The following is a 22557-nucleotide window of genomic DNA, read 5'->3' on the forward strand; positions in this document are numbered from 1 at the left end:
TGGCGGCCGCGGTAACGCGACAGGGCTGACACGGTCATCGCGCCAACGGCCCATCACGCGTACCAGGCCTGCACCTTCACCACCGCCGTGCTGCCGGGCAATGCCACACGATCGGCATGCGGGCCTTGCGGGCGCGCCGGCTTGCCGTCGACGAGCACGCGGGTGAGCTTCTGACCCTTGGGCACACGCAGGCTCAGCCAGGTGTGCCTGGGTGACCGTTCCGGCAGTCGCACCTCGGCATCGATACGGCGTGCCTCCACGTCAGCGCGCAAGCTCAGCGTGAGCGTGCCCCAGCGTGTGGGCGCCGCGGAGATGCCGACCGCAGCGCCACTGCCCAGCCATGCGCGCGGCAGCGCACGCGCCAGGAACAACTGCTCGCCCGCGCTGTCGTCGCTGACCAGCATCCAGCGCAGCAGCAACGGGATGGTCATCTGCGCGGGGATGCAGAACAACGGCATGCCGCCGGTGATGCCGCTGACCTCGCCGGCCGTCCAGCTGCCGCGGGTATGCACCTGGTAGCGATGCGCATAGACGAACAGCAGATACTCTTCGATGCGATCCAGCCGCAGCAGCTGTTGCGCATAGCCGTAGGAAATGAAGCCGAGCAGATCGCGGCTGCCCGGCTCCGGCGGTGCGATATTGGCCACCACGCCGATGCTGGTGCCGCCATGGCCGCGCAGGCAGTCGACCACCAGGTTGGCCAGGTCCTCGGGCAGTACATCGGCCTGCAGCAACTCGGCGTAGGCGCGGTGCGGCCACTGCTGCTCGCTGGGTTTTTCCTGCAGCAGCGATTGGCGAAACGTCAGCGTGGTGCCCGGCAACGGGCCGACATACGGCGGCGACAGATCGCGACGCACATTGGCACGCAGGCTGGCGTGCAGCCGTGCACGCAACTGCCTGGCGCGACGCTGCCATTGCGCGGCCAGGCCGGCATCGCCGCCGAGCGTGCTCCAGACCTGGGCAATGTCTTCCCAGCCGCGAATCGTCAGCGCGCTGTTGGCGTAATACGGTTTCCACCACAGCGACGGGTCGGGAAACAGGCAGGCATCGGATTCGTTCCAGCCGTGCAGCAGGCCATGCCCATGCGCGCTGCGCGGCAAGGCCAGCGCCTGGTCGTGCAGCTCGCACAGCAGCTGCGCGGTGGCGGCGATCTTGGGCAGCAGGCGCCGCAACCGCGCCGCATCGCCGGTGTAGCGCAGATAGCGCGCCAGCAGCGACAGGGTCAGCCCGAACTGCCCGACCTCCGGCCCGCGCATGTTCGGCAGGCCGTCGTCCTGCACGAACTCGTCGAAGTAATTGTCCAGCACCGCAGCGGCCTGCGCGAAGCGGCCCCATTCCAGATTGGCGTAGAGCGAACTGGTGAAGGTGTCCTGGAAGCCGTCGTACTCGTTACCGTAGTAGTCGCGCTCCACTGCACCGTACTTCGGGTAATCGCCACCCGGGCGCACCACCAGCTCGCGTGCGAAGGCGAACTGCGCCATGGCATTCCAGCTGGCATCGGGCAGTTGCGCCTGCACCGTGCCGTCCAGGGCCTGCTGCCAGTACGCGGCAAAATCGAGCAAGGCCGCGTAGAACTGTTCGGCAGTGGCCGGCTTGCGTGACGGTGCGAACGCGGGATAGCTGTGGGTGTAATGCACGCCGACGATCTCGCCGCCGCGCACATGCATCGTGCGGTGCCAGGTCTGCACCACGAAGCGATCGCTGGCACGCACATCGGCAAACACCAGCACGTCGTACCAGCCATCGGCCTCGCCGTCGCGCCGCATCACCTTGCGCACCGCCGGCATCCAGCCGCCCAGCAGGCCTTCCTCGCGCCGCTTGATCAGCGCCTCTTCGCCCAGCTCGGCGAAGGCGTGTTCCGGCCGCGAGGTGCGGCTGCGGCCGTTGGGCAGGATCGGCATGGTGTCCAGGCCTTCGCGCGTGCCGACGAAGGTGGTCCACGGCCAGCGGCCACCATTGTCCTTGGGGTCGAGCAGCGAGGCCGGCGGCGGCGCGACATCGCGCACCTGCGCCTCGTCCGGGTCGCCATCGCGCAGCAGGCGGTCGGCGAGCAGATCCGCCTCGGCCATCGCCACCTCGGCCAGCGGCATGCCGAAGTAGGGCTTGCCCTCGGCCGGATAGGCCGGCTCGGTGCGTTTATCCAGGCGCAGCATGCCGCTGTCGGTCCACAGCGTCAGCGCACCCTGCGGGTCGTCGAGATGCTCGTAGACGGTCCAGTCCTGCTGCAGATGCCGAAAGCTGCAAAGTTTGCTGCCGACATGCGCGGCCGACGGCAGTGCTTCAAGACGTGGCAGCGCCGGTGGCGGCAACGTCGCCGGGGTGTGCGGCGTGCCCGGCATTGCGAGCGCGGCACCTGCGCCCACCGCCGCGGTCGCGGCCATGCCCTGACGCAAAAAGGTCCTGCGGTCCATCGTCGCGCCCTCGAGTGATCTCATCCACATCGTGCGCGACTGCGCACCCTGCGTCTTGTGGCGCGTGTCTGGCACGTGTGCGGAAATCCGCACATAACCGCGCACCGGTCGACCAACGATCGCGCCTGCTGCGCTGCCGTGCCGGTTGGCTGGCGCGTGATCGAGCACCGGCAGTGAGGGCGGCAGCAGCGCTGGCGTGCCGACGGAGCGGCTTCCGCGCATCGCCAGCGAGACGCCAACACCAGCCTTGGCGCCATCGACGACACGCATCTGAGCAGACTGCTCCAACCCGCAGGCTGCCGGCTGCCGGATGTCGGCTGCAGTTGGTGACGCCCGGTCATCGCGGCAGCAGTGCAGCGCCTGTCCGTCGCCCCTGCCATTTAGCCACGTGACTTTCTGGCCACGCCGGCATCTGCGCTGGCAGCCAAACTGGCTGTACAGACGCAGGCGGCACCGTCGCCAGATCGCCGCGCATCCCAAGCCCACCACAAGGACCGTCATGCAGCCATCCTCACCGCGCATCGCGCACAGTGCCCGCGCCACAGCGCGGTTTTTCGATGCCGGCAGCGCGTCCGCCAGGCGGTTGAAACGTCCGGCGCATTGCTGGCTGTGGCTGGCCTTGATCGCGCCCTGCATCGCGCAGGCGCAGGTGGACCTGTCGCAGCTCGATGCCGAGATGGCCGCGCCGCGCACTCAGGTGCTGGTACTCGGCAGCGTGCACCTGTCGCAGTTGCCCAAGGGCAGCGACATAAGTGCAGCACGGCTGCAACCGTTGCTGGACCGATTGGCGGCCTACAAGCCAACCATCATCACGACGGAGGATCTGTCGGGCGAAACCTGCGATTTGATACGCCGGCACCCCACGGTCTATCTGCCGGAAGACAGTGCAGCCTATTGTCCCAAGGTCGACGACGCGGCACGTGCGACCGGCCTGGATGTGCCGGCCGCCATCGGCAAGGTGCGTGCAACACTCAAGAGCTGGCCCAGTGCGCCGACGTCGGCGCAGCGCCGACAGCTGGCTGCATTGTTTCTGGCCTCGGGCGATCCATGGTCTGCCTTGGTGCAGTGGTTGCAGCTTGCACAGACGGAGCAACGCCCTGGCAATGGATTGGATGCCACGCTGGTGGCACGGCTGCGTGCGATGGAACATCGCCAGGACGAGAGTAGCCAGATCTCCGTGCCACTGGCGGTACGGCTGGGCCTGCAGCGCATCTACCCGGTCGACGATCACACCGGCGATAACGCGGAGGTGGACGACACGGCGGCCTATGGAAATGCGGTCCGGGCGGCCTGGGAAAAAGCCGCGCATCGCGCCGGCACGATGCGCGCGCAGAAAAAACAGCTGGTGCAACAAGGCAAGCTGTTGGAGCTTTACCGCGCAATCAACCTTCCGGCCAACCAGCAGTTGTCGATCGAGGTGGACTTCCGCGCTGCGTTGAGCGACACCTCGCCGCAACACTACGGCTATCGCTACGTATCCGGCTGGGAGATCCGCAACCTGCGCATGGTGTCCAACGTGCGTGCCAGCTTTGCCGACCAACCCGGTGCACGTGTGCTGGCGGTGGTGGGCGCTACTCACAAGCCCTGGTTCGACAACTGGCTGGGACAGCTGCAGGGCGTGGATATCGTGGATGCGGCGCAGGTGCTGGGTGCTGACGGAAAGTGAGTACAACGACTTCAGCGTGACGCTCTAACGCAAAAGCCTGATTGGCCGAGGGCGCGGTGCCCTCGCCGCTCGTGGGACACGCCGTAAACCTTTCGCTAGGGGCTCGGTGTCGGCATCCATGCCGCCATACGGTCCCGCAGCCGGCGAGGACACCGCACCAGAGAGTTGGCCGGTGATTTGGCAAAAATCTGCTTGTTGCTCGGGGTGCATTGGAAGGCTGATCGGAGGCGACGCTCCAAACAACACACGTCATGTTTTGCTCGCGACCTTGCGCGCCGACCATCTCGACTGGTTTTTGCCCGCCTACAGTCGCGGGACCTTACGCGGCATGGATGCCGCGTAAGAGCCTCCATGGACGGATTCACGGCGTGTCCCGCGATGGTGGGCGGGCAAGGGCCCGGCAGCCAAATAACAGATCAGCCGCTCTACGCTTGCGGGCTGCCCGCACGGTCCTAACACCCGCAGACAAGACAACCGCAGTTATCGATACCGGCATGAGCAGCAGCCATCAATTCGCTGACTCCACGAGATGCAGAACGTGAGTCCGGCTTCAGGTGCAGCCAGATGCGGCATCAAGGCGAAGGCCGTGCACTTAATGCACTAGACCGACAACCGGCCTTCGTCAATCCAGGCTCTCAGGTCAGCACATCCAGCAAGCTACCCAGCATTTCGTCGGAGCGCCGTAGCGCATTGGCGTTGGCCTGGAAATCGTTGCGTGCCGAGAGGCCCTCGACCAGATCGGTGGCCGGTGCCGCTGGATCGGCGTTGGCATCGACCACGCTGGCTGCCACTCCACCATTGAGCTGCGTGCTGGCTGCAACGGCCTGACGCGGACTGCCGTCCACCGGCTGACGCGCCACATTGCTGGCGGCCACCTGCTGGCGCAGTGCGGCGACCTGCATTCCGGAACTGGCGATACTGCTGATGCTCATGATGGCTCCGGTGCAGAACAGAGAAATAACCAATGACGTTTGTTTACCAACCAATCAACACAATCGTTGCCGGCAGTCGCGCCGCACTGCTGTCGTTCTTACGCCCACCAATGCGCGTGGCGAGCGTGTCTCACGAGTTGGAACCAGCCAACAGGAACCGCAATGACGTGTCCCACCCTCCGATTCCGATCACGCCCACCTCATGGCTGCGCAGTCGCCTCACGCAGGCTCAATAGGTGCCCACCCGCACACGCAACACCACAGGCACTTCGCCGGCCGCATCCACCCGCCCGAAGTTGAGCCCGTAGTCGGTCTGGTCGCCGTTGAGCTGTCTTTCGACCTGCCAGCGCCCGTCCACGTACCGCCCCTGCTCCACCCGCAACAGTTGTCCATGACGGGTATCGGCTGCGTCGCGGAAAAATTCAATCCGCGCGGCCATGCCGGTGACCAGGAACTCCTCCGGCCCCAGCTGCGCCACCAGCAGCCGGCCGGCGCGGTCGTCGTTGCCGGGCAGGATCGCCGGCGCATCGCCCCACATCGGCGCACCGAACGACACCTTGGCCTGCCAGTCGCCAAAGCGCAGCGTGCGTTGCGGGGCGCCGGGCTGTTCGGCCACCGCCTGCAGCCGGCCATCGAAGGCGGCCTGGGCGATCACGCGCTGCAGCGGCGCCAGCAGCTTGAAGTTGGCGGCGTGCGCAGCGATCGCGTCACGGTTGGCCTGACTGTCCTGGTTGCCATCCATGCCAAACACCGAAAAGCCGATCCCACCCTGCCCCAGCACATGGAACAGATACGGCGCGGTGGCCGCCTCGAAGCCGGTCTCCGAAACCCAGGCCGGGTTGTCCGGCCGCGCGTACTGGCCGATGACCTTGGTGTATTCGTTGTAGTCGCTGGTGTAGATGTCGGTGCCGATGAAGTCGATCGACGGGGTGGCCGCGCGCCATAGCGCGAACACGTTCACCGTTGCACCGCCGGACGGGTAATCCATGCCTGGGTAACGCTTGCCCTTGTAGCGCAGCCAGGTGTTGACGTAGAGCGGCAGCGGATACGCGCGCCTGCCGGCCGCGGCCACCTGTTCGATATACGCCGCCGTTGCATGCGCATTGAAGGCTTCGGCCGCCTCGGCACGGAACAGCTGTTGCCAGCTGCCCTGCGGCTTGCCCAGCGCCTGCGCGATCGCAGCGGGCACCGGCTGCGCGAACGCCGCCTCGCCGGCCGGGCCATGGTCGCGCACCGTGCCGATCGCGCCGGGCTCGTTTTCCACCTGCACCAGGATCACCGTGTGGCGGTCGCCATCGACCTTGCGCAGGTGCTGCATCAACGCGGTGAAGGCGCGCGCATCGGCCTGCATGTTGGCGGCCACATGCGGCGACAGCACGTCCACCGGTTCGCCATTGGCATCGCGCATGCGCGGGTAGGTGGCGTCGTCACGCTTGATCCACTCCGGCACGTAATGCATCTGGCCGTTCTTCCAGCTGCCGAACCACAGCAAGGCCACGCGCAGGCCGCGCTTGCGCGCGCCGGCGATCAGTGCATCCACGTTGGTGGTATCGAAGCGCCCGGGCGCCGGCTCGAACTGCTCCCAGTACACAGGCGCTTCCACCGTGTTGGCATGCAGCGCGACCACCTCGTCCAGCGCCTTGGGCAGCACGGCCGGCCAGGCACTGGAGTTGTGCAGCTGCGCGGCCAGCACGGTGTATGGCGCGCCATCGACAAACAGCGCATGGCGGCCATTCTGGGTGACGAAGCGCGGCAGCTCTTCTGCACTGGCCAGCAGCGGCACGCTGGCGGCCAACATCGCCAGCGACCACAGCAGGGCCGCGAGGCGGCCACGCGGCTGCGGTATGTTCAGGGCAAACACATGCATCATCGCGCCTCCGACGGTAGTGAATTCCAGTGCGGCGTGGGTTCGTTGCGCAGGTGGCGCACGAAGAAGTCGTACTGGCGACGCTGCACATAGTCGATAGGCCCGCTGGAACGGCCCACCGAATGCTCGCCACCGGGCACGTTGAGCAGCTCGAAGTCCTTGCCGGCCTTGATCAGCGCATCGACCACCTGCGCGGTGGAGGCCGGGTCCACATTGCTGTCCTGCTCGCCGACGATCAGCAGCAGGTCGCCCTGCAACTTGGCGGCATTGACCACGCCCGAGGCCTGCGCATACCCGGCATCCACCGGCCAGCCCATCCACTGCTCGTTCCAGCTGATCTTGTCCATGCGGTTGTCGTAACAACCGGCAAACGCCACGCCCACCTTGTAGAACTCCGGATGGCGTTCGAGCGCGCCCAGCGTGCTCTGCCCACCGGCCGAGGCGCCGTAGATGCCGACCCGGCCGATGTCGTAGGACCGATCCCTGGCGGCCAGCGCACGGTGCCAAGCGATGCGATCGGCAAAGCCGGAATCGCCCAGGTTCTTCCACGCCACATCATGGAAGGCCTTGGAGCGGTTGGCGGTGCCCATGCCGTCGATCATCACCACGATGAAGCCCAGATCGGCCTGCGCCTGCATGCCGATCTGCTTGTCGCCACCGGAGTGATAACCGAACGGCCAGAATGTCTTTGGCACAAAAGCGTCGTGCGGGCCGGCGTAGATGTTCTCGATCACCGGATACTGTTTGTGCGGGTCGTAGTCGCGCGGGCGCACCACCATGCCCCAGATGTCGGTGCGGCCATCGCGACCCTTGGCCACGAAGGTCTCCGGCGCGCGCCAGCCGGCCGCCAGCAGCTTGTCGATGTTGCCCTGCTCCACCTGCTGCAGCAGCCGGCCATCGATGGCGTGCAGCTCCATCACCGGCGGCAGATCCGGACGCGAGTAGACATCGACGTAATGCCGGCCGTCTTCTGCAATGGCCACATCGTGATCGGCATCGGTGTGGGTCAGCCGGGTCAACCGGCGGCCGTCGAAATCCACGCTGTACAGCTGCCGGTAGTAAGGATCCTTGCCTGCATCCATGCCGCTGGCGGTGAACCAGATGCGCCGTTGTGCGTCGTCCACCCGCAGCACATCGCGCACGATCCACGGCCCGCGCGTGAGCTGGCGTTTGAACCTGCCGCTGCGGCCATCGACCAGATACAGGTGCCGCCAGCCGTCGCGTTCGGAGATCCACACAATCTCGTTGCCATGCGCGTCCACATCGTGACGAAAGCTGCGGTCCGCATAGACGAAGGTGCGTGCGTCTTCGGCCACGGCCACATGCGCCCGCCCGCTGCGGGCATCCACCGCAATCACGCGCATGTGCTGAAAGCCGCGTTGCACATACTCAAAGCTCACGCTGCACCCATCCGTCCGCCATTGCAGCGGCGACAAGGAGTACGGCGTGGCAAACAAGGCGTTGTCCACCACCCGCCGCGTGCCATCCACCGCCAGCAGCACCGGCCGTTCCACATCCACCGCATCGCCCGGCTTGGGATACAGCTGGGTGTGCACGAGCGGTTGAAGACGTCCGGCCGGCGCGGCCTCCACGCGGGTGACGCGGCGCGCAGTACCCGGCCGTACCCGATACACCGCCAACCGCTGCGAATCAGGCGACCAGGCGATGCTTTCCGGATCGAAATAATCCTCGGCGCGTCCATCGTCGGTGCGCTGCACGCTTCGGCCATCGGCCACCCGGCGCACGATCAGGTTCCAGCCATCGGCCAGCGCTTCCCATTGCCCGTCGGGCGAACGGCGCGGGGTGGTGTCGGCCGCCACATCCGGGTCGCGCACCACGCCAAAGCCGCGTGGTCGCTGCTGCGACTGCGGTTGCCGGCCGGGGGCATCGGGCGCGCATTGATACGTGGCCAAGCTGCAGCGCCAGGGTGCTTCCCCGATGGCGAACACGATCGCGCCGTCTTCGCGCGCGCCTTCCTGCGAGTACGCAAACCGCTCGAACGGCAACGCCAACGCCGCATATGCGGCGCCGGTGGCGGCCTGCAGCGCCTGCGCCACGCGCGCCTGGTCGAAGGCCGGCTGCTTGTGCCCTGTCGCCACGTCCGCGCGAACGAAGGCGAAACCACCAGGCACGGTCTTGCGGTAGTAGAACGTACCGTCGTCCTGCCATTGCGCCGGCCAGGCGACGTTTTCGGTCAGCGTGCTCCAGTGCGCGCGCAGGCCGAGCGAACGCTGGTAATCGGGCACCCCGGGCTCCGCCTGCGCAGTGGCGGCGAGCAACAGCATGCAGGCGGCCATGGCGCGCGAGACCTGCACTGCCCATGCGGGACGCCGAGCGTCATTCGCCATCGTCTTCTTCCAGCGCCAGCTCGTCGCTGCGCAAGCCGCTGCGCGCGCCCCAGTGATAGATGAAGAACGCGATCACCGCCACGCTCAAGGTGTCGAACGGATGCGCGATCCAGCCATGGCCGCCGAACGTGCCGGCCCAGGACACCGCCATCACCAGCACGAAGAACACGATCAACCACAGCGATGCGCGCACCTGGCGCAGCAGGCGTGCCCTGCCCGCGCGCGAAGGCAGGCGGTACAGCACGTACAGCGCGAACGCGAGCACCTGCAGGCCGAGCAACCACGACAGCGTCGGCCAGGTGGACCAGTACACGATCAAGGCCGCGACCATGAACGACAGCGGCCCCAGCACGGCAAGGCCACGGACGCGAAACGGCCGCGGCAGCTCCGGCGCGCTGCGGCGCAACGCCGCCACCGTGACCGGCGCCACCGCATAGCTCAGCACCAGCGCGGCCGACACCACGCCGATCAAGGTCTCCCACGAGGGGAACGGCAGCGTCCAGAAGATCGACAAGCCCAGGCTCAGCCACAATGCCGGACGCGGAATGCCCGACGCCGGATCCACCCGCGTCAGCACCGGCAGGAACCCGCCGCTACGCGCCCAGCCATACACCACCCGCGGAGTGGCATTCATGTAGATGTTGCCGGTGCCGCTGGGCGAGACCATCGCATCGCAGATCACCAGTGCGGCCAGCCACGCCATCCCCAACGCCAACGCGATGTCGTGGTACGGCAACGCGAATACCTTGTCGATGCCGCTCCAGCCCGGCGCCAGTTGCGCGGCCGGGATGCTGCCCAAAAACGCCAGCTGCAGCAGCACATAGATCACCGTGGACAAGGCCACCGACAGGATCAGGGCGATCGGGATATTGCGCTGCGGGTCGCGCACCTCGCTGGCCACCGACACGATCGGCGTCAGCCCCAGGTAGGCAAAGATGATGCCGCCGGCGGAGATCGCCGCCTCCACCCCGGCCATGCCCGAGGGTGCGAACCCGTGCACGCTCAGGTTGCTTGGATTGAAGTGCTTCACCAGCAGCACGATCACCAGGATCGGCACCAGGAACTTGAAGATGCTGACGATGTTGTTGGCCAGCGCAAAGGTCTTGACGCTGAAGTAGTTGAGCAGGAAGAACAGCAGCAGCAGGGCCAGCTGCACCAGCCAGCCCCAGACGCTGGGATGGGTGCCGTTGGGCTGGTTGAGCACCGGAAACCACGCCGCCGCATATTGGCGCGCCGCTTCCACCTCGATCGCGATCAGGCTGGAAAACGCGATCAGGGTGATGAAGCCGGTCAACGAACCCAGCAAGGCGCCATGCGAATACTCCGGGTAGCGCACCACCCCGCCGGCGCGCGGCAGCGCGGCGCCGAGTTCGCAATACACCAGGCCGAGCAGCAACACCGCGATGCCGCCGAGGATCCACGACAGGATGCCGGCCGGTCCGGCGATGGACGAGACATGGCTGGCCGAGAACAACCAGCCCGACCCGAAGATCGAGCCCAGCCCGATGAAGGTCAGGTCGGTCAGGCTCAGTCGCTTGTGGAACTTGCCTTGCGTGGTCGCACCGTGTGTGGTCATAGCTGGCCCCGGACAAATGAAAGCGCGTGCTGCGGAAGATGGCGTGGTCGTGCGTGGCGTATGGCGGTCAGTGGTTCTGCGATCGCGCGTCGGTGGTCTTGTACGACGGCAGCAACACAGGTCCGGCAAACGGATGCAGGCGCATCTGGCCGCACTCAGTCATCGGCAGCCGCCCCCGTCCCTGCATCGGCGGTATCTGCCGTAGTGCCGTCCGCATAGGGCGAGACACCCCCGTCGGCGATGAAGCGGTCGATGCGCGCTTCCAGCACCGGCAATGGCACCGAACCGGTCTGCAGCACCGCATCGTGGAAATGGCGCAGGTCGAATTTTTCGCCCAACGCGGCTTCGGCCTTGCGCCGCAGTTCCAGGATCTTCAACTCGCCCAGGTAGTAGGACAACGCCTGCCCCGGCCAGGCGATGTAGCGATCGACCTCGGTGGTGACTTCATGCTCGCTCAGGGCGGTGTTGTCGCGCAGGTAGGCCTGCGCCTGCGCGCGCGTCCAGCCCTGGTGGTGGATGCCGGTGTCGATCACCAGGCGGCAGGCGCGCCACATCTGGTAGGTCAGATAGCCGAAGCGGTCGTAGGGCGTGTCGTACATGCCCATTTCCTGGCCCAGGTACTCCGAATACAGCGCCCAGCCTTCACCGTAGGCAGAGATGTAGGCGTAGCGGCGAAACTCCGGCAGCCCCTGCGCCTCGGCCGCCAGCGGCATCTGCAGCGCGTGGCCGGGCGAGGACTCGTGCAGCGTCAACGCGGTCAGGTTGTACAGCGGCCGCGATGGCAGGTTGTAGGTGTTGACCAGGTAGATGCCGGGGCCGCCACGGCCGCCGGTGTAGAACGGCGCCAGGTCCGGCGGTACCGGCTCGATCGCGAAGCGTCGCCGCGGCAGCCGGCCGATGTAATCGCCCACCTTGGCGTCCACGCGCTTGGCGATCCAGGCGGCCTGCTTGAGCAACTGTTCCGGCGTCCTGGCATAGAACTGAGGGTCGCTGCGCAGGAACTGCAGGAAGGCCGGAAACACCGCCTGCCCGGCCGGCGCCTTGAAGCCGCTGGCGGCGATGGTCTGATCCATCTGCGTGCGCAGCTTGGCCACTTCCTGCAGGCCGATCCGATGGATCTGCTCGGGGCTGAGATCGAGCGTGGTGAACTCGCGGATCTGCGCGCGGTAGTACGCCTGCCCATCCGGCAGGGCTTCGCCGGCCAGCGTGGTGCGCGCGCGTGGCTGGTATTCGTTGCGGATGAAGTCCAGCAGCTTGGCGTAAGCGGGCAGCACCTGCGTATCGATGGTGTTGACCGCCTGCTGCCGCAATTGCGCCTGCACGTCGGCAGGCAGCGTGGCCGGCATCTGCTTGAACGGTGCGTAGAACGGATTGGCCTCGCCCTTGGCCTGCACCATGTCGGCGATGGACTGGTCGCGCCCGGTCAGGGTCACCCGGGGCTGGCTGAAACCGCGCGCCAGGCCGGCACGCATATTGTCGGTGTGCTCGGCGAAATAGCGCGGGATATCGGCGAGCATCTTCAGATAGCGCTGGTAGTCCTCGCGCGTACGCAGCTTGGCCTCGGCGCTGAAACCCAGGTCGCTCCAGAACGCCGAGTCGCTGTTGAACGGCATTTCCCAGGCGCGAAAATGCTGCTGATCCAGCAGCACCAGCAACTGCTGCCGGTACACCTGGTAGCTCACCTGATCTTCGGCCGGCAACTGCGTTGCCGGAATCGCATCCAGCTCCTTCAACGCCTGTTGCCAGTACGCAGTGCGCAGGTTTTGCGTGGCCACATCGACCTTGGGCAGATGGTCGGACTGCCTGTCCTGCGTGGCCTGGTTGTCTTCATCCACCGCGCCGGACAGCTGTGCCTGGCGCCAGCGCCATTCGCGCGTGTACAGCGCCTTGAAGCGTGCCGCTGCACTGTCTTGCGTGCTTGCTGCGGGTGCAGGTGCTGCGGCCTGTGCTTGCGACACGGTGCCGCCCAGAGCGGCTGCAATCAATACACTCAATGCGCTCGCGCGCCAGACGCTGCTGGTCTTCATCCGCGTGCCTCCGGCGCCGCCTTGGCCTGCGCAATCCACTGGCGCACGCGCTGCTGCAGCATCGCCAGCGGCATGGCGCCGCCGCCGAGCACCGCATCGTGGAAGGCGCGCACATCGAAGCGATCGCCGAGTTCTTTTTCCGCCTCCGCACGCAGCGCAAGAATCTGCAGCTGCCCCAGTTTGTAGCCGAGGGCCTGGCCCGGCCAGACGATATAGCGATCGGTTTCGGACTGGATGCTGGGCTCGTCGTCGGACGGATGCGCGTGGAAGAAATCCACCATCTGCTGGCGGTTCCAGCGCTTGTAATGCACGCCGGTGTCGAGCACCAGGCGATTGGCGCGCAACAGCTCGCCCGACAGCCGGCCGTAGTCGTTGTACGGGTCCTTGAAGAAACCGATCTCCTTGCCCAGGCGCTCGGCATACAGCGCCCAGCCTTCGATATAGGCGTTGTAGCCGGCCTGCTGGCGGAACGGCGGCAATGGCAGCGTCTGCGCAAGCGAGATCTGCAGGTGATGGCCCGGCACGCCCTCGTGATAGGCGGTGGTTTCGATATTGACCAGCGTGCGGCTGGCGAAGTCGCTGGTGTTGACCTTCACGATGGCCGGCTTGGTGCCTTCCGGATTGCTCTGCCAGTATTCGGCGCCGGGCGCACTGCGCCGGAACGCCGGCATCGCCTGTACCTCCAGCGCGGTCTTGGGCAAGTGGCCGAACAGCTTGGGCAGCTCCGGCTGCATCGCGGCGATGTAATCGCGGTACTGCTGCAGGATCTGCTCGCCGGAACTGGCGAAGTGGCGCTTATCGGTGTCCACCGCCTTGCGGAAGCTGGCCAGGTCGGCAAAGCCCTGCGCCTTGGCGATCACCGTCATCTCGCCTTCGATGCGCGCCACTTCCTTCAGGCCGATCTGATGGATCTGCTCCGGCGCCATGTCGGTGGTGGTCTGGGTATGGATGGCATAGCGATAGCGGCGCTCGCCATCGGGCAGCGACCACAGCCCTTCCTGCGCGCGCCCTTGCGCGGCGTATTCGTCGCGCACGAACGCGGCCAGCTTGGCGTAGGCCGGGCGCACCTGCTGCGCGATCGCGGCAAGCAGCTGCGTGCGCAGCGCGGCGCGCTGGTCGGCCGGCACCGCGGCATCGAGCTTTTTCAGCGGCGAGGCGAACGGGCTCTGCTCGCCGGTCAGCGCAGCGATCTTGTCGATCTGCTCGGGCAGGCGCTCCAGCAGATACCGCGGCTGCACCAGGCCGTCCTTCGCGCCCTGGCGCGACACCGCGATCACCTGGTCGATCACCGTCGGAATCGTCTGCAGGCGCTTGATGTAGTCCTGGTAATCCTTGGCGTTCTCGAACGGAAACGCATCGCCGTAACCGGCCAGCCCCAGCTGGATGCCGCCGATCGGCTCCAGCGGCATCGCGTAGGTCTTCAGGTCGATGCCTTCCAGCGTGTCACGCAGCTGGCCGAGCATCATCTGCAGGCTGAGCTGGCGCTGCTCGTCCAGCGTCTTGCTGTCGATCGCTTCGAATTGCGTGAGCAGCTCGGCGGTGGCGCTGCGTTCGGCCTGCACCGCTTGAAGCGAATAGTCGCTCCAACGGTCGTTGTACCGCTTGTCGCCGATGATGCTGGCGAACTCGGGGTTGTGCTGCAGGTGGTATTGCCACTGCTTGTCCAGCAGCGCATCGAAGGCCTTGGCGGCCTGTTCGCCGGTCGGCGCGGCCGTGGCCGCAGCCGACGTTTCCGCGGCAGGCGGCGCCGGCTTGCAGGCAGTGAACAGGGCGGCGGCCAGCAGGCCGATGGCGACAGGACGCAGGTGGTTCATGCAGTGACTCCAGGATGCAATGGCGGCGGTAGGAGCGCGCCTGAGCGCGACGGCTTTTATCGGAAATGCCCGTCGGGCTTTATCGGAAATGCCCGTCGCGCCCGGGTGCGCTCCTACGCGTGCGTGGGCCTGCACAGGCTCATGCAAAGGGGTGGTCGATCGCCGGCGACGGCGGCGTAAACCACTGCGCGCCGGCATCGGTGACATGAAAATGGTCTTCCAGACGCACGCCGAACGCGCCGGGCACCACGATCATCGGCTCGTTGCTGGCGCACATGCCCGGCTGTAGCGGCTGCGCATTGCCGCGCACCAGATACGGCGCTTCGTGGATCGCCAGCCCGCAGCCGTGACCGGTGCGATGCGGCAGGCCGGGCAAGCGGTAGTCCGGGCCCAGCCCTGCCGCCTCCAGCACGCTGCGCGCCGCCTGGTCCACTGCTTCGCACGCAACAGCCGGGCGGATCGCTGCAAATGCCGCCGCCTGCGCTGCCTGTTCCAGGTCCCAGATGCGCCGTTGCGCGTCACTGGGCGTGCCGTAGATCCAGGTGCGGGTGATGTCGGAGTGGTAGCCCTGCACGGTGCAGCCGGTGTCGATCAGCACCAGCTCACCGGCGCGCAGGTGCTGCACGCCGGGAATGCCATGCGGGAATGCGGTGGCATGGCCGAACTGCACGATGCAGAAGGTCGAGCCGTTGTCCGCGCCCAGCGCGCGATGCGCCTCGTCGATGAAGCGCACCAGCTGGTCGGTGCCGATGCCTTCCTGCGCGATGCCGGCGGCCAGCCGCTGTACCAGCAGGGTCATGTCGCAGGCCTGCTGCATCAGTGCCAGCTCGGCCGGCGACTTGCACATGCGGCAGCCATCGATGATGGCCCCGGCATCGCGGATGGCCGTGCCCAGGTGCGCGCGCAGGCCGGTGTGCACGGCAAAGGCGATGCCCGGATCCAGCGCCAGTGCATGCGCATGGCGGTCATCCATCGCCTGCACCACCAGCGCGTACGGGTCCTCGTGTTCTTCCCACAGATACTTGGCGACCGGAATCTTCAACACCGCATCCAGCGAGCCTTCTTCGAACGCGGGGCAGATCAGCACCGGGTCGCCGTCCAGCGTGAGCAGCAGCGCGACCAGGCGCTCGCTCGCGCCCCACGGCACGCTGGTGAAATAGCGCAGCGAAGTACCGGCGCCGATCAACAGCGCATCCACCCCGTGCATGCGCATCAGGCGGCGTGCGCGTTCGACGCGCTGTGCGTATTCCTGCGCGGCGATCGGCGCGGCGCGTTGCGTCCACGGCGCCAGTTGCGCGCGCGCCTGCTCCAGCGACAGCCCGCCGATCTGGCCGCTCATGTGCGCGCTCCAAGATCGGCGGTGCTCCACTGCCCATCGACCAGACGCGCCACCCCGCCCGGATTGCGCTGGCGTAATTCGGCCGGCAGCAACGCGTCCGGCACCGCGTCGTAGCTGTGCAAGGCGGCGAAGCGGCGGATGGAACCGGGCATGCCCACCGCGGTGAAGCCCGGATGCCCGGTGCTGGGGAATGGCCCGCCGTGATTCTGCGCCGCACTCACCGCCACGCCGGTCGGCATCTTGCTGTTGATCAACCGCCCCACCCGCGCCCGCAGCACCGGTGCGATGGCCTGCCAGGCCGCATCGTCGCTGCCATCGGCCGCGCGATACAAGGTGCCGGTGAGGTTGCCTTCGAATGCCGCGGCAAGCTGCGTCATCTGCGCGAGGTCGCGCGCACGCACCAGCAGGCTCACAGGGCCGAAGGCCTCGGTCTGCAGTGCATGCGGATTGGCGAGAAATGCCTGCGCATCCACGCTCAGCAAGGTCGGCGCGTAGCGATAGCCGTCTTCGCCGGTATGTCCACCGGCCAGCAGCGTGGCACCGGCAGCGCGCAGGGCCGCCACACCGCGTTGCACGCCTTCCACCCCGGAGTTGGAGAACAGCACCATCGGCAGGGCGGCCTCGAAATGCGCCGTGGTCGCGGCCACGAAGGCATCCCCGGCTTCGCCCTGCGGCACCACCACCACCCCGGGATTGGTGCAGAACTGGCCACTGCCCAGCGTGCACGAGGAGAAGAATTCCTGCGCCAGCGCGGCACCGCGTTCGGCCAGAGCGCCCGGCAGCAGGAACACCGGGTTGACGCTGGACAGCTCGGCATAGAACGGCACGCCGGCCGCATCGGCGGCGGCCTTCAGCGCCAGCCCGCCGGCACGGCTGCCGGTGAAGCCGATCGCACCCAGCCGCGCATCGCCGGCCAGTCGCAGGCCGGTCGCGTTGTCGACGTGATACAGCAACTGCACCGCCGCAGCCGGCAGGCCCGCCGCAAGTACTGCCGTGTGCGCGAGCTGCGCCATGCGCTGGCTGGTGGCCGGATGCAGCGGATGCGCCTTGGCGATCACCGGGTTGCGCGCGGCAATGGCCGAGGCGAAATCGCTGCCGGCAATCGCATTGAAGGCGAACGGGAAATTGTTCGGGCCAAACACCACCACCGGCTTGCCGAGTGGCGCCAGATGCGAACGCAGATCGGCAGCGGTATCGATGATGGGCTGGGTCCAGCTGTAACTGCGCACCGCCTGGGCGGCCTGACGCAACTGCCCGCTGGTGCGCGGCAGCTCGTTGCCACGCAAGCGCGTGGGTGCGGGCAATGCGGTTTCTGCATGGGCAAGCGCCACCAGGGTGTCGGCATCGGCATCCAGCGCGTCGGCGTAGGCGTCCAGAAACGCCGCAATCTTCTCGACCGGTGCCGCGGCAAGTTCCGCTGCAACAGCTTGCGCTGCCGCAATCGCGGTTTCGACATCCTCCGCACCGCTGACCGGAAACTGCGGCCCGATCGCCTCGCCCGTGGCCGGGTCGGCGGCACGGAAGCTGCCGGTCGCGGCGCGGCTAGGTTGCCACCGGCCGGCCAGCAATACCTCGGCCTCCTGGATGGTGGTGGATTGGAGCGTCTCGTTCATTGCGGCACCTTCGGTTGCATGAGGACGGACGCTGCACGCCATGCGGCAGCGGCCGACCAAAAAACGCCGAGGATGCCATGTTGATGCGACACCCTCGGCGACCCGCGTCTCGCTACACCGGCCACCCCATGCGCGCATGACTCCGTGCGCGTCGCGTATCCAGGGACGTGCGGCGAGACCTCATCGTCAGGACAGTGTGGGTGCAGTGGCGATGGCGTGATCGATGACCTTGAGCGCGGCCTCGCGCTCGGCACCGTCGACCACCAGCCGCGGGGCGCGCACGCGCTCGCTGCCCAGGCCCACCTTTTCCTGCACCAGTTTGATCAACTGCACGAACTTGGGCACGGTATCCAGGCGCAGCAGCGGCAGGAACCAGTCGTAGAGTTCCTTGGCCGCCGGGTAGCCGCCATCGCGCGCGAGTTCGAACAGGCGCACCGATTCCTTCGGGTAGGCGTTGACCAGCCCGGCGATCCAGCCCTTGGCGCCCATGCTCAGGCCTTCGACGATGGCATCGTCCATGCCGACCAGCAGCGCCAGGCGGTCGCCCAGCAATTCCTGCAGCGCGGCGAAGCGGCGCACATCGCCCGAGGACTCCTTCACTGCCTGCAGGTTGGGGAATTCGGCGGCCAGCTCGGCAATCTGCGCCGGGCCGAAGTCGGTCTTGTAGGCCACCGGGTTGTTGTACAGGATCACCGGCAGGTCGGTGGCGGCGATCACCGCGCGCACATGCGCGCCCATTTCGCGCCAGTCGGTGGAGTAGACGTAGGGCGGCAACACCATCAGCCCGCCGCAACCGAGCTCCTTGGCCGCCTTGGCCAGCGCCACCGCCTCACCGGTGGCCAGGCTGGCGATGCCCGGCACCACCGGCACGCGGCCGTTCAATGCGCTGATCAGCGTCTTGAGCACGGCGATCTTGTCGTCCACGCTCAAGGTGGCCGCTTCGCCCAGCGAGCCCAGCGGCACGATCGCGGTGCAGCCGGCGTCCACCAGTTGATTGGCGTGCTTGCCGAGGAAGGCGTGGTCGATCTCGCCGGAGGCGGTGAACGGGGTGGTGATGGCCGGCAACACGCCGTGCCAGAACGCAGCAATACTCATGGATGATTCCCTTGCGAGTCGGAAGTGAACGGGTCGGCCAGCGCCGCGAGGCGGACCGGGAACAACGGCGGCCGGCGGCCGGCGTCGGTGGAAAGCGCGGGCGGGCAGCGCCCCAGTTCGGCCAGCGCTATGCCGCAGATGCGGCCCTGGCAGGCGCCCATGCCGCAGCGCGAGGCGAGCTTGGCGTCGCGTGCATCGTCAAAGTTGTCCAGCGCAGCCAGCGGCACGTCTTCGCAGCGGCATACCAGCGTGTCGGGCCGGGCCAGCGTGCGGATGCGTGGATCAAGAGCGAATTGCTGTTGCACTAATTCGGCAAACGCACGCGCGGCACGCCGCCGCGGCTGCAGCCGCAGCGCGGCGTCCGGTGCGTCGGCAGCCATATGCCCGGCCATCGCACCTTCGACGAGCGCGCAATCGCGCCCGCCGATGCCGCAGGCTTCGCCCGCCGCGAACACCTGGGGCACGCTGGTGCGCAGCAGCGCATCCACCTGCACCTGTTGATGCGCGCCGCATGCGTCCAGCCGGCAGCCGAGCAGCTGTGCAAGCTCGGTGTTCGGCACCAGGCCATAGCCCACCGCCAAGTGATCGCAGGCGATACGGGCGCGACCGGCAGGGCCTTCGATGTCGATCTCGCGCAGTTGCGTGTCGCCGTGCGCGGCAACCACGATGCTGCCGGCGCGATAGGCCACCGCGCGCAATTGCAGGCGCAACGCCACCGCCTGCGCCACCTTGCCCGGCCAGCGCCACAGCTGCAGCGCAAACTGCCGCAACGCGGCTGCCGACGTCTGTTCGTGAATACCGAGCACCCGTGCGCCATGCCGTTGCAGCGTGGCCGCACTGGCCAGCAGCAGCGGGCCGCTGCCGGCGACGACCACGCGCGTGCCGGCCAGCGGCCAGCCCTGTTTGGCCAGCGCCTGCGCCGCGCCGGCGCCGGTGACGCCGGGCAAGGTCCAGCCGGGGAACGGCAGCAGCAGTTCGCGTGCGCCGGTGGCCAGTACCAGGGCGGCGTAATGCAGCTGCAGGGAACCGTCCGGGCCATCGGCCAACAGCCAGCCCGGCTGCGCCAGCAGGATCTGCGTGCGCGTCAGCAGCGTGATCGACGCAGCGCCCTGCACCTGCTGCAACAGCGTGCGCGCGTCGGCGGGCGCGCCATGCAGCAGGTCGCTGCGCCACACCTGCCCGCCGGCACGCGGCTGCATGTCGACCACGCCCACGCGCACGCCGTGACTGGCCGCTGCCTGCGCCGCCGCCAGGCCGGCCGGGCCGGCGCCGATCACCAGCACATCGAAATGCTGCACGCGCTCAGCCATCGGTGCGTACCTGCATGCCGTCGCGCGCATCCACCAGGCAGGCACGTTGCTGGCCGATGCCGTCGATGCGCACCCGGCATTCGAAACACACGCCCATGCCGCACAACGGCGCGCGCGGCTGGCCGCTGCACGATTGCCGGAACTGCAGCGTCGCCTGTGCAACCGCCGCGGCCACGCTGGCGCCGGCCGGCACTTCGACCGCTTGCGCGTCCACGTGCAGGCGCACCGTCGCGCTCATGCGGCGGCACCGTGCACGGCGCGTGCCGGTGCGTATGGGCTCGGGTCGATGGCCGGCGTGCGCCCGAGCAGGCTGTCCACGATCACCCGGGCGCTCCCCAGCGCAGTGGTGACGCCCAGCCCCTCGTGACCGGCGGCCACCCAGACATCGCGCCGGCCGGGTACCGCCCCGAGATACGGGCGCCCGTCCGGGGTCGCGGGGCGCAGCCCGGTCCACACCCGGATCGCCTGCAACTCGCGCAGCACCGGCAGGTACGCGAAGGCGCGCTGCAGCATCTGCTGCAGCACCGGCAGCGACAGCGCGCGATCGTGCTCGCCGAACTGGCGCGAGGAACCGATCAGGATCTGCCCGGTCGGCCGCGGCTGTACATTGAACGCCACGCTGGTGGCGTCGGCGCCATGCGCCGAATCGGCATAGCCCAGCTCCAGCAACTGATGCCGGATCAGCCCCGGATGGCGGTCGGTGATGACCAGATGGCCCTTGCGCGGGCGCAGCGCCAGCTCGGGCAACAGCTGCGGCAAGGCCACGCCGCTGGCGACCAGTACCGGCCCCGCCAACAGCTGGCCATCGTCCAGACGCACCCCCTGCGCCTGCAAGTGCTCCACCCTGCGGCCGGCAAACAGCTGCGCGCCGGCCTTGCAGGCCAGGCTCACCAGATGCCGCGCCACCCGCGGCGGATACACCACGGCCTCGCCGGGCACGCGCATGCCGCCGGCCAGGCCCGGCACCAGGTGCGGCTCCAGCGCATACAACTGGCTGGCATCGATGGCATCGGCCTGCAGACCGGCCGCCGCCAGCCGCGCGATCTTGGCCGGCACCGCCGCCAGTTCACGCGCGTCGCGCGCCACCCACAGCGTGCCGCAGCGGCTGAACTCGGCTTCGCTCAGTTGTGCGAACCGCTCCCACAGGCGCAGCGAATACGCGGACAACGCCAGCTCGGCCGGGTCGTCGTCCATCGCCACCAGGTGCCCCATCGCCGCGGCAGTGGAACCGCCGCCGATCGGCCCCGGCTCGACGATCGCCACCCGCAGCCCTTCGCCGGCCGCCGCCTCGGCGCAGGCCGCCCCGACGATGCCCGCGCCCACCACGATCAGGTCGTAGCTGCGTCGCGTACCGGCAGCGGCCGGCACGCTGCGGGTGTCGGTGGCTGGCGCATCCGCGGCGGCCAGCGACGCATCGGGCAAGGGGGCGGCCGCAGCAGATGCTGCGCCGGCACGTCCCTCCTGCGCGCGCAGCTGCTCGTCCATCAGGCCACGATGCCCCAGGCGAACGGGTCGGCCGGCTCGATCAGCAGCTGCGCACGCGCAGTGAGGTAGGCCTGCCCGCTGATGCGTGGCGCAATGCCGCGCCCGCTGAGGCGATAGCTGCCTTCGAAGGCGCTGCCCAGGATGCCCTGCTGCACCCAGCGCTCGCCTTCGGCCAGCTTGCCGTCGGCAGCCAGGCAGGCCAGCTTGGCGCTGGTGCCGGTACCGCACGGCGAGCGGTCGTAGGCCAGGCCCGGGCACAGCACGAAGTTGCGCGCCACGCCGCTGCCGTCGGGCGCGGCGCCGTTGATTTCGATGTGGTCGATCTCGCCACCGGCCTCGCCGGTGATGCCGGCCGCTTCCAGCGCCAGCCGGATCGCCTCGGTGTAGGCGGTCAGTTCGCGCTGATGCGCCAGCTCCAGCGCACACGGCGCCTGCCCGGTGATGAAGAACCAGTTGCCGCCCCAGGCCACATCGCCGCGCACCGGCCCGTGACCTGGCACGTCCACCTCCACGTCGGTCGCGACGCGGTAGCTTTCGACATTGTCCACCGACACCGTGCCGTCTTCGGCCAGTTCCACGCCCACCGTGCCGACCGGCGTCTCGATGCGGTGCCGGCCCGGCGCGATGCGCCCCAGCTCGGCCAGCGTGCGCACCACCCCGATGGTGCCGTGCCCGCACATGCCCAGGTAGCCGACGTTGTTGAAGAAGATCACCCCGGTGCAGGCGCCGGGGTCGCGGGCCGGCAGCAGCAAAGCGCCGACCATGGTGTCCGAGCCGCGCGGTTCGCAGGCGATCGCGCTGCGCCACGGGTCGAAATCACGGCGAAACCGCTCGCGGCATTGCGCCAGATCGCCATCGCCCAGGTCGGGGAAGCCGGAGAGGACCACGCGGGTGGGTTCGCCGGCCGTATGGGAGTCGATGACGTCGATCGTGTGCATGGCTCATGCTCCCACTGCCGGCTGGCAGGCGACTAGCGTCCAATGCGAGTTGCAAATGCGGAAATCCGCACAATCGACAAGCCGATTCACGGCCCCGCGTTTGCGCTAGGATCCATACAGGGCCGCGCCTTTCGTG

At 67.9% G+C, this 22557-nt stretch carries 15 protein-coding genes; 1 reads left to right on the top strand and 14 read right to left on the bottom strand.

Annotated elements, in window-relative coordinates:
• Positions 1-53: 53 nt before the first annotated feature.
• The gene (locus H7A87_RS12055; protein ID WP_119128851.1) at positions 54-2411 is read right to left on the bottom strand and encodes a Tat pathway signal protein; all 2358 of its coding nucleotides are present in this window, start codon (positions 2409-2411) and stop codon (positions 54-56) included.
• Positions 2412-2910: 499 nt separating this feature from the next.
• Between H7A87_RS12055 and H7A87_RS12060 the strand changes: the two genes are divergently transcribed.
• On the top strand, positions 2911-4077 hold the full coding sequence (locus H7A87_RS12060; RefSeq protein ID WP_220452890.1) for a DUF5694 domain-containing protein: 1167 nt from the start codon (positions 2911-2913) through the stop codon (positions 4075-4077).
• 635 nt (positions 4078-4712) lie between these two features.
• Here H7A87_RS12060 and H7A87_RS12065 read toward each other — a convergent pair.
• From H7A87_RS12065 to H7A87_RS12125, 13 genes are all read right to left on the bottom strand, one after another.
• Entirely contained in the window at positions 4713-5009 is a 297-nt protein-coding gene (locus H7A87_RS12065) for a hypothetical protein (RefSeq protein WP_119128590.1), read from the bottom strand.
• 229 nt (positions 5010-5238) lie between these two features.
• Positions 5239-6879 (bottom strand): DUF5597 domain-containing protein, encoded by a 1641-nt coding sequence (locus H7A87_RS12070; RefSeq protein ID WP_119128589.1) that lies wholly within the window; start codon positions 6877-6879, stop codon positions 5239-5241.
• Entirely contained in the window at positions 6876-9224 is a 2349-nt protein-coding gene (locus tag H7A87_RS12075; RefSeq protein WP_119128588.1) for a S9 family peptidase, read from the bottom strand. The genes H7A87_RS12070 and H7A87_RS12075 overlap by 4 nt, the downstream gene beginning before the upstream one ends.
• The gene (locus H7A87_RS12080) at positions 9214-10800 is read right to left on the bottom strand and encodes an APC family permease (protein WP_119128587.1); all 1587 of its coding nucleotides are present in this window, start codon (positions 10798-10800) and stop codon (positions 9214-9216) included. The genes H7A87_RS12075 and H7A87_RS12080 overlap by 11 nt, the downstream gene beginning before the upstream one ends.
• A 155-nt stretch (positions 10801-10955) precedes the next feature.
• Positions 10956-12827: a DUF885 family protein gene (locus tag H7A87_RS12085; RefSeq protein WP_119128586.1), complete on the bottom strand. Its 1872-nt coding sequence runs from the start codon at positions 12825-12827 to the stop codon at positions 10956-10958.
• Positions 12824-14641 (bottom strand): DUF885 family protein, encoded by a 1818-nt coding sequence (locus H7A87_RS12090; protein ID WP_180496657.1) that lies wholly within the window; start codon positions 14639-14641, stop codon positions 12824-12826. Before H7A87_RS12090 ends, H7A87_RS12085 begins: the two co-directional genes overlap by 4 nt.
• Positions 14642-14780: 139 nt before the next feature.
• A complete protein-coding gene (locus tag H7A87_RS12095) occupies positions 14781-15980 on the bottom strand; it encodes a Xaa-Pro peptidase family protein (RefSeq protein ID WP_119128585.1) in 1200 nt (399 codons plus the stop codon).
• On the bottom strand, positions 15977-17593 hold the full coding sequence (locus H7A87_RS12100) for an aldehyde dehydrogenase family protein (RefSeq protein WP_119128584.1): 1617 nt from the start codon (positions 17591-17593) through the stop codon (positions 15977-15979). Before H7A87_RS12100 ends, H7A87_RS12095 begins: the two co-directional genes overlap by 4 nt.
• 186 nt (positions 17594-17779) lie before the next feature.
• Positions 17780-18688, bottom strand: coding sequence for a dihydrodipicolinate synthase family protein (locus H7A87_RS12105; RefSeq protein WP_119128583.1), 909 nt, complete (start codon positions 18686-18688; stop codon positions 17780-17782).
• Complete coding sequence (locus tag H7A87_RS12110) at positions 18685-19998, bottom strand: FAD/NAD(P)-binding oxidoreductase (protein ID WP_119128582.1); 1314 nt, start codon at positions 19996-19998, stop codon at positions 18685-18687. Before H7A87_RS12110 ends, H7A87_RS12105 begins: the two co-directional genes overlap by 4 nt.
• The gene (locus tag H7A87_RS12115) at positions 19991-20236 is read right to left on the bottom strand and encodes a 2Fe-2S iron-sulfur cluster-binding protein (protein WP_024937895.1); all 246 of its coding nucleotides are present in this window, start codon (positions 20234-20236) and stop codon (positions 19991-19993) included. The genes H7A87_RS12110 and H7A87_RS12115 overlap by 8 nt, the downstream gene beginning before the upstream one ends.
• Complete coding sequence (locus H7A87_RS12120) at positions 20233-21483, bottom strand: FAD-dependent oxidoreductase (protein WP_119128581.1); 1251 nt, start codon at positions 21481-21483, stop codon at positions 20233-20235. The genes H7A87_RS12115 and H7A87_RS12120 overlap by 4 nt, the downstream gene beginning before the upstream one ends.
• Entirely contained in the window at positions 21483-22421 is a 939-nt protein-coding gene (locus H7A87_RS12125; RefSeq protein ID WP_119128580.1) for a proline racemase family protein, read from the bottom strand. The genes H7A87_RS12120 and H7A87_RS12125 overlap by 1 nt, the downstream gene beginning before the upstream one ends.
• Positions 22422-22557 lie beyond the last annotated feature (136 nt).

Source organism: Xanthomonas sp. CPBF 426 (assembly GCF_903989465.1).
Classification (GTDB): Bacteria; Pseudomonadota; Gammaproteobacteria; order Xanthomonadales; family Xanthomonadaceae; genus Xanthomonas; species Xanthomonas euroxanthea.

Coding starts and splice junctions, on each gene's coding strand:
- H7A87_RS12055 (WP_119128851.1), bottom strand. CDS start 2,411: ATGGACCGCAGGACCTTTTTGCGTCAGGGCATGGCCGCGACCGCGGCG.
- H7A87_RS12060 (WP_220452890.1), top strand. CDS start 2,911: ATGCAGCCATCCTCACCGCGCATCGCGCACAGTGCCCGCGCCACAGCG.
- H7A87_RS12065 (WP_119128590.1), bottom strand. CDS start 5,009: ATGAGCATCAGCAGTATCGCCAGTTCCGGAATGCAGGTCGCCGCACTG.
- H7A87_RS12070 (WP_119128589.1), bottom strand. CDS start 6,879: ATGATGCATGTGTTTGCCCTGAACATACCGCAGCCGCGTGGCCGCCTC.
- H7A87_RS12075 (WP_119128588.1), bottom strand. CDS start 9,224: ATGGCGAATGACGCTCGGCGTCCCGCATGGGCAGTGCAGGTCTCGCGC.
- H7A87_RS12080 (WP_119128587.1), bottom strand. CDS start 10,800: ATGACCACACACGGTGCGACCACGCAAGGCAAGTTCCACAAGCGACTG.
- H7A87_RS12085 (WP_119128586.1), bottom strand. CDS start 12,827: ATGAAGACCAGCAGCGTCTGGCGCGCGAGCGCATTGAGTGTATTGATT.
- H7A87_RS12090 (WP_180496657.1), bottom strand. CDS start 14,641: ATGAACCACCTGCGTCCTGTCGCCATCGGCCTGCTGGCCGCCGCCCTG.
- H7A87_RS12095 (WP_119128585.1), bottom strand. CDS start 15,980: ATGAGCGGCCAGATCGGCGGGCTGTCGCTGGAGCAGGCGCGCGCGCAA.
- H7A87_RS12100 (WP_119128584.1), bottom strand. CDS start 17,593: ATGAACGAGACGCTCCAATCCACCACCATCCAGGAGGCCGAGGTATTG.
- H7A87_RS12105 (WP_119128583.1), bottom strand. CDS start 18,688: ATGAGTATTGCTGCGTTCTGGCACGGCGTGTTGCCGGCCATCACCACC.
- H7A87_RS12110 (WP_119128582.1), bottom strand. CDS start 19,998: ATGGCTGAGCGCGTGCAGCATTTCGATGTGCTGGTGATCGGCGCCGGC.
- H7A87_RS12115 (WP_024937895.1), bottom strand. CDS start 20,236: ATGAGCGCGACGGTGCGCCTGCACGTGGACGCGCAAGCGGTCGAAGTG.
- H7A87_RS12120 (WP_119128581.1), bottom strand. CDS start 21,483: ATGGACGAGCAGCTGCGCGCGCAGGAGGGACGTGCCGGCGCAGCATCT.
- H7A87_RS12125 (WP_119128580.1), bottom strand. CDS start 22,421: ATGCACACGATCGACGTCATCGACTCCCATACGGCCGGCGAACCCACC.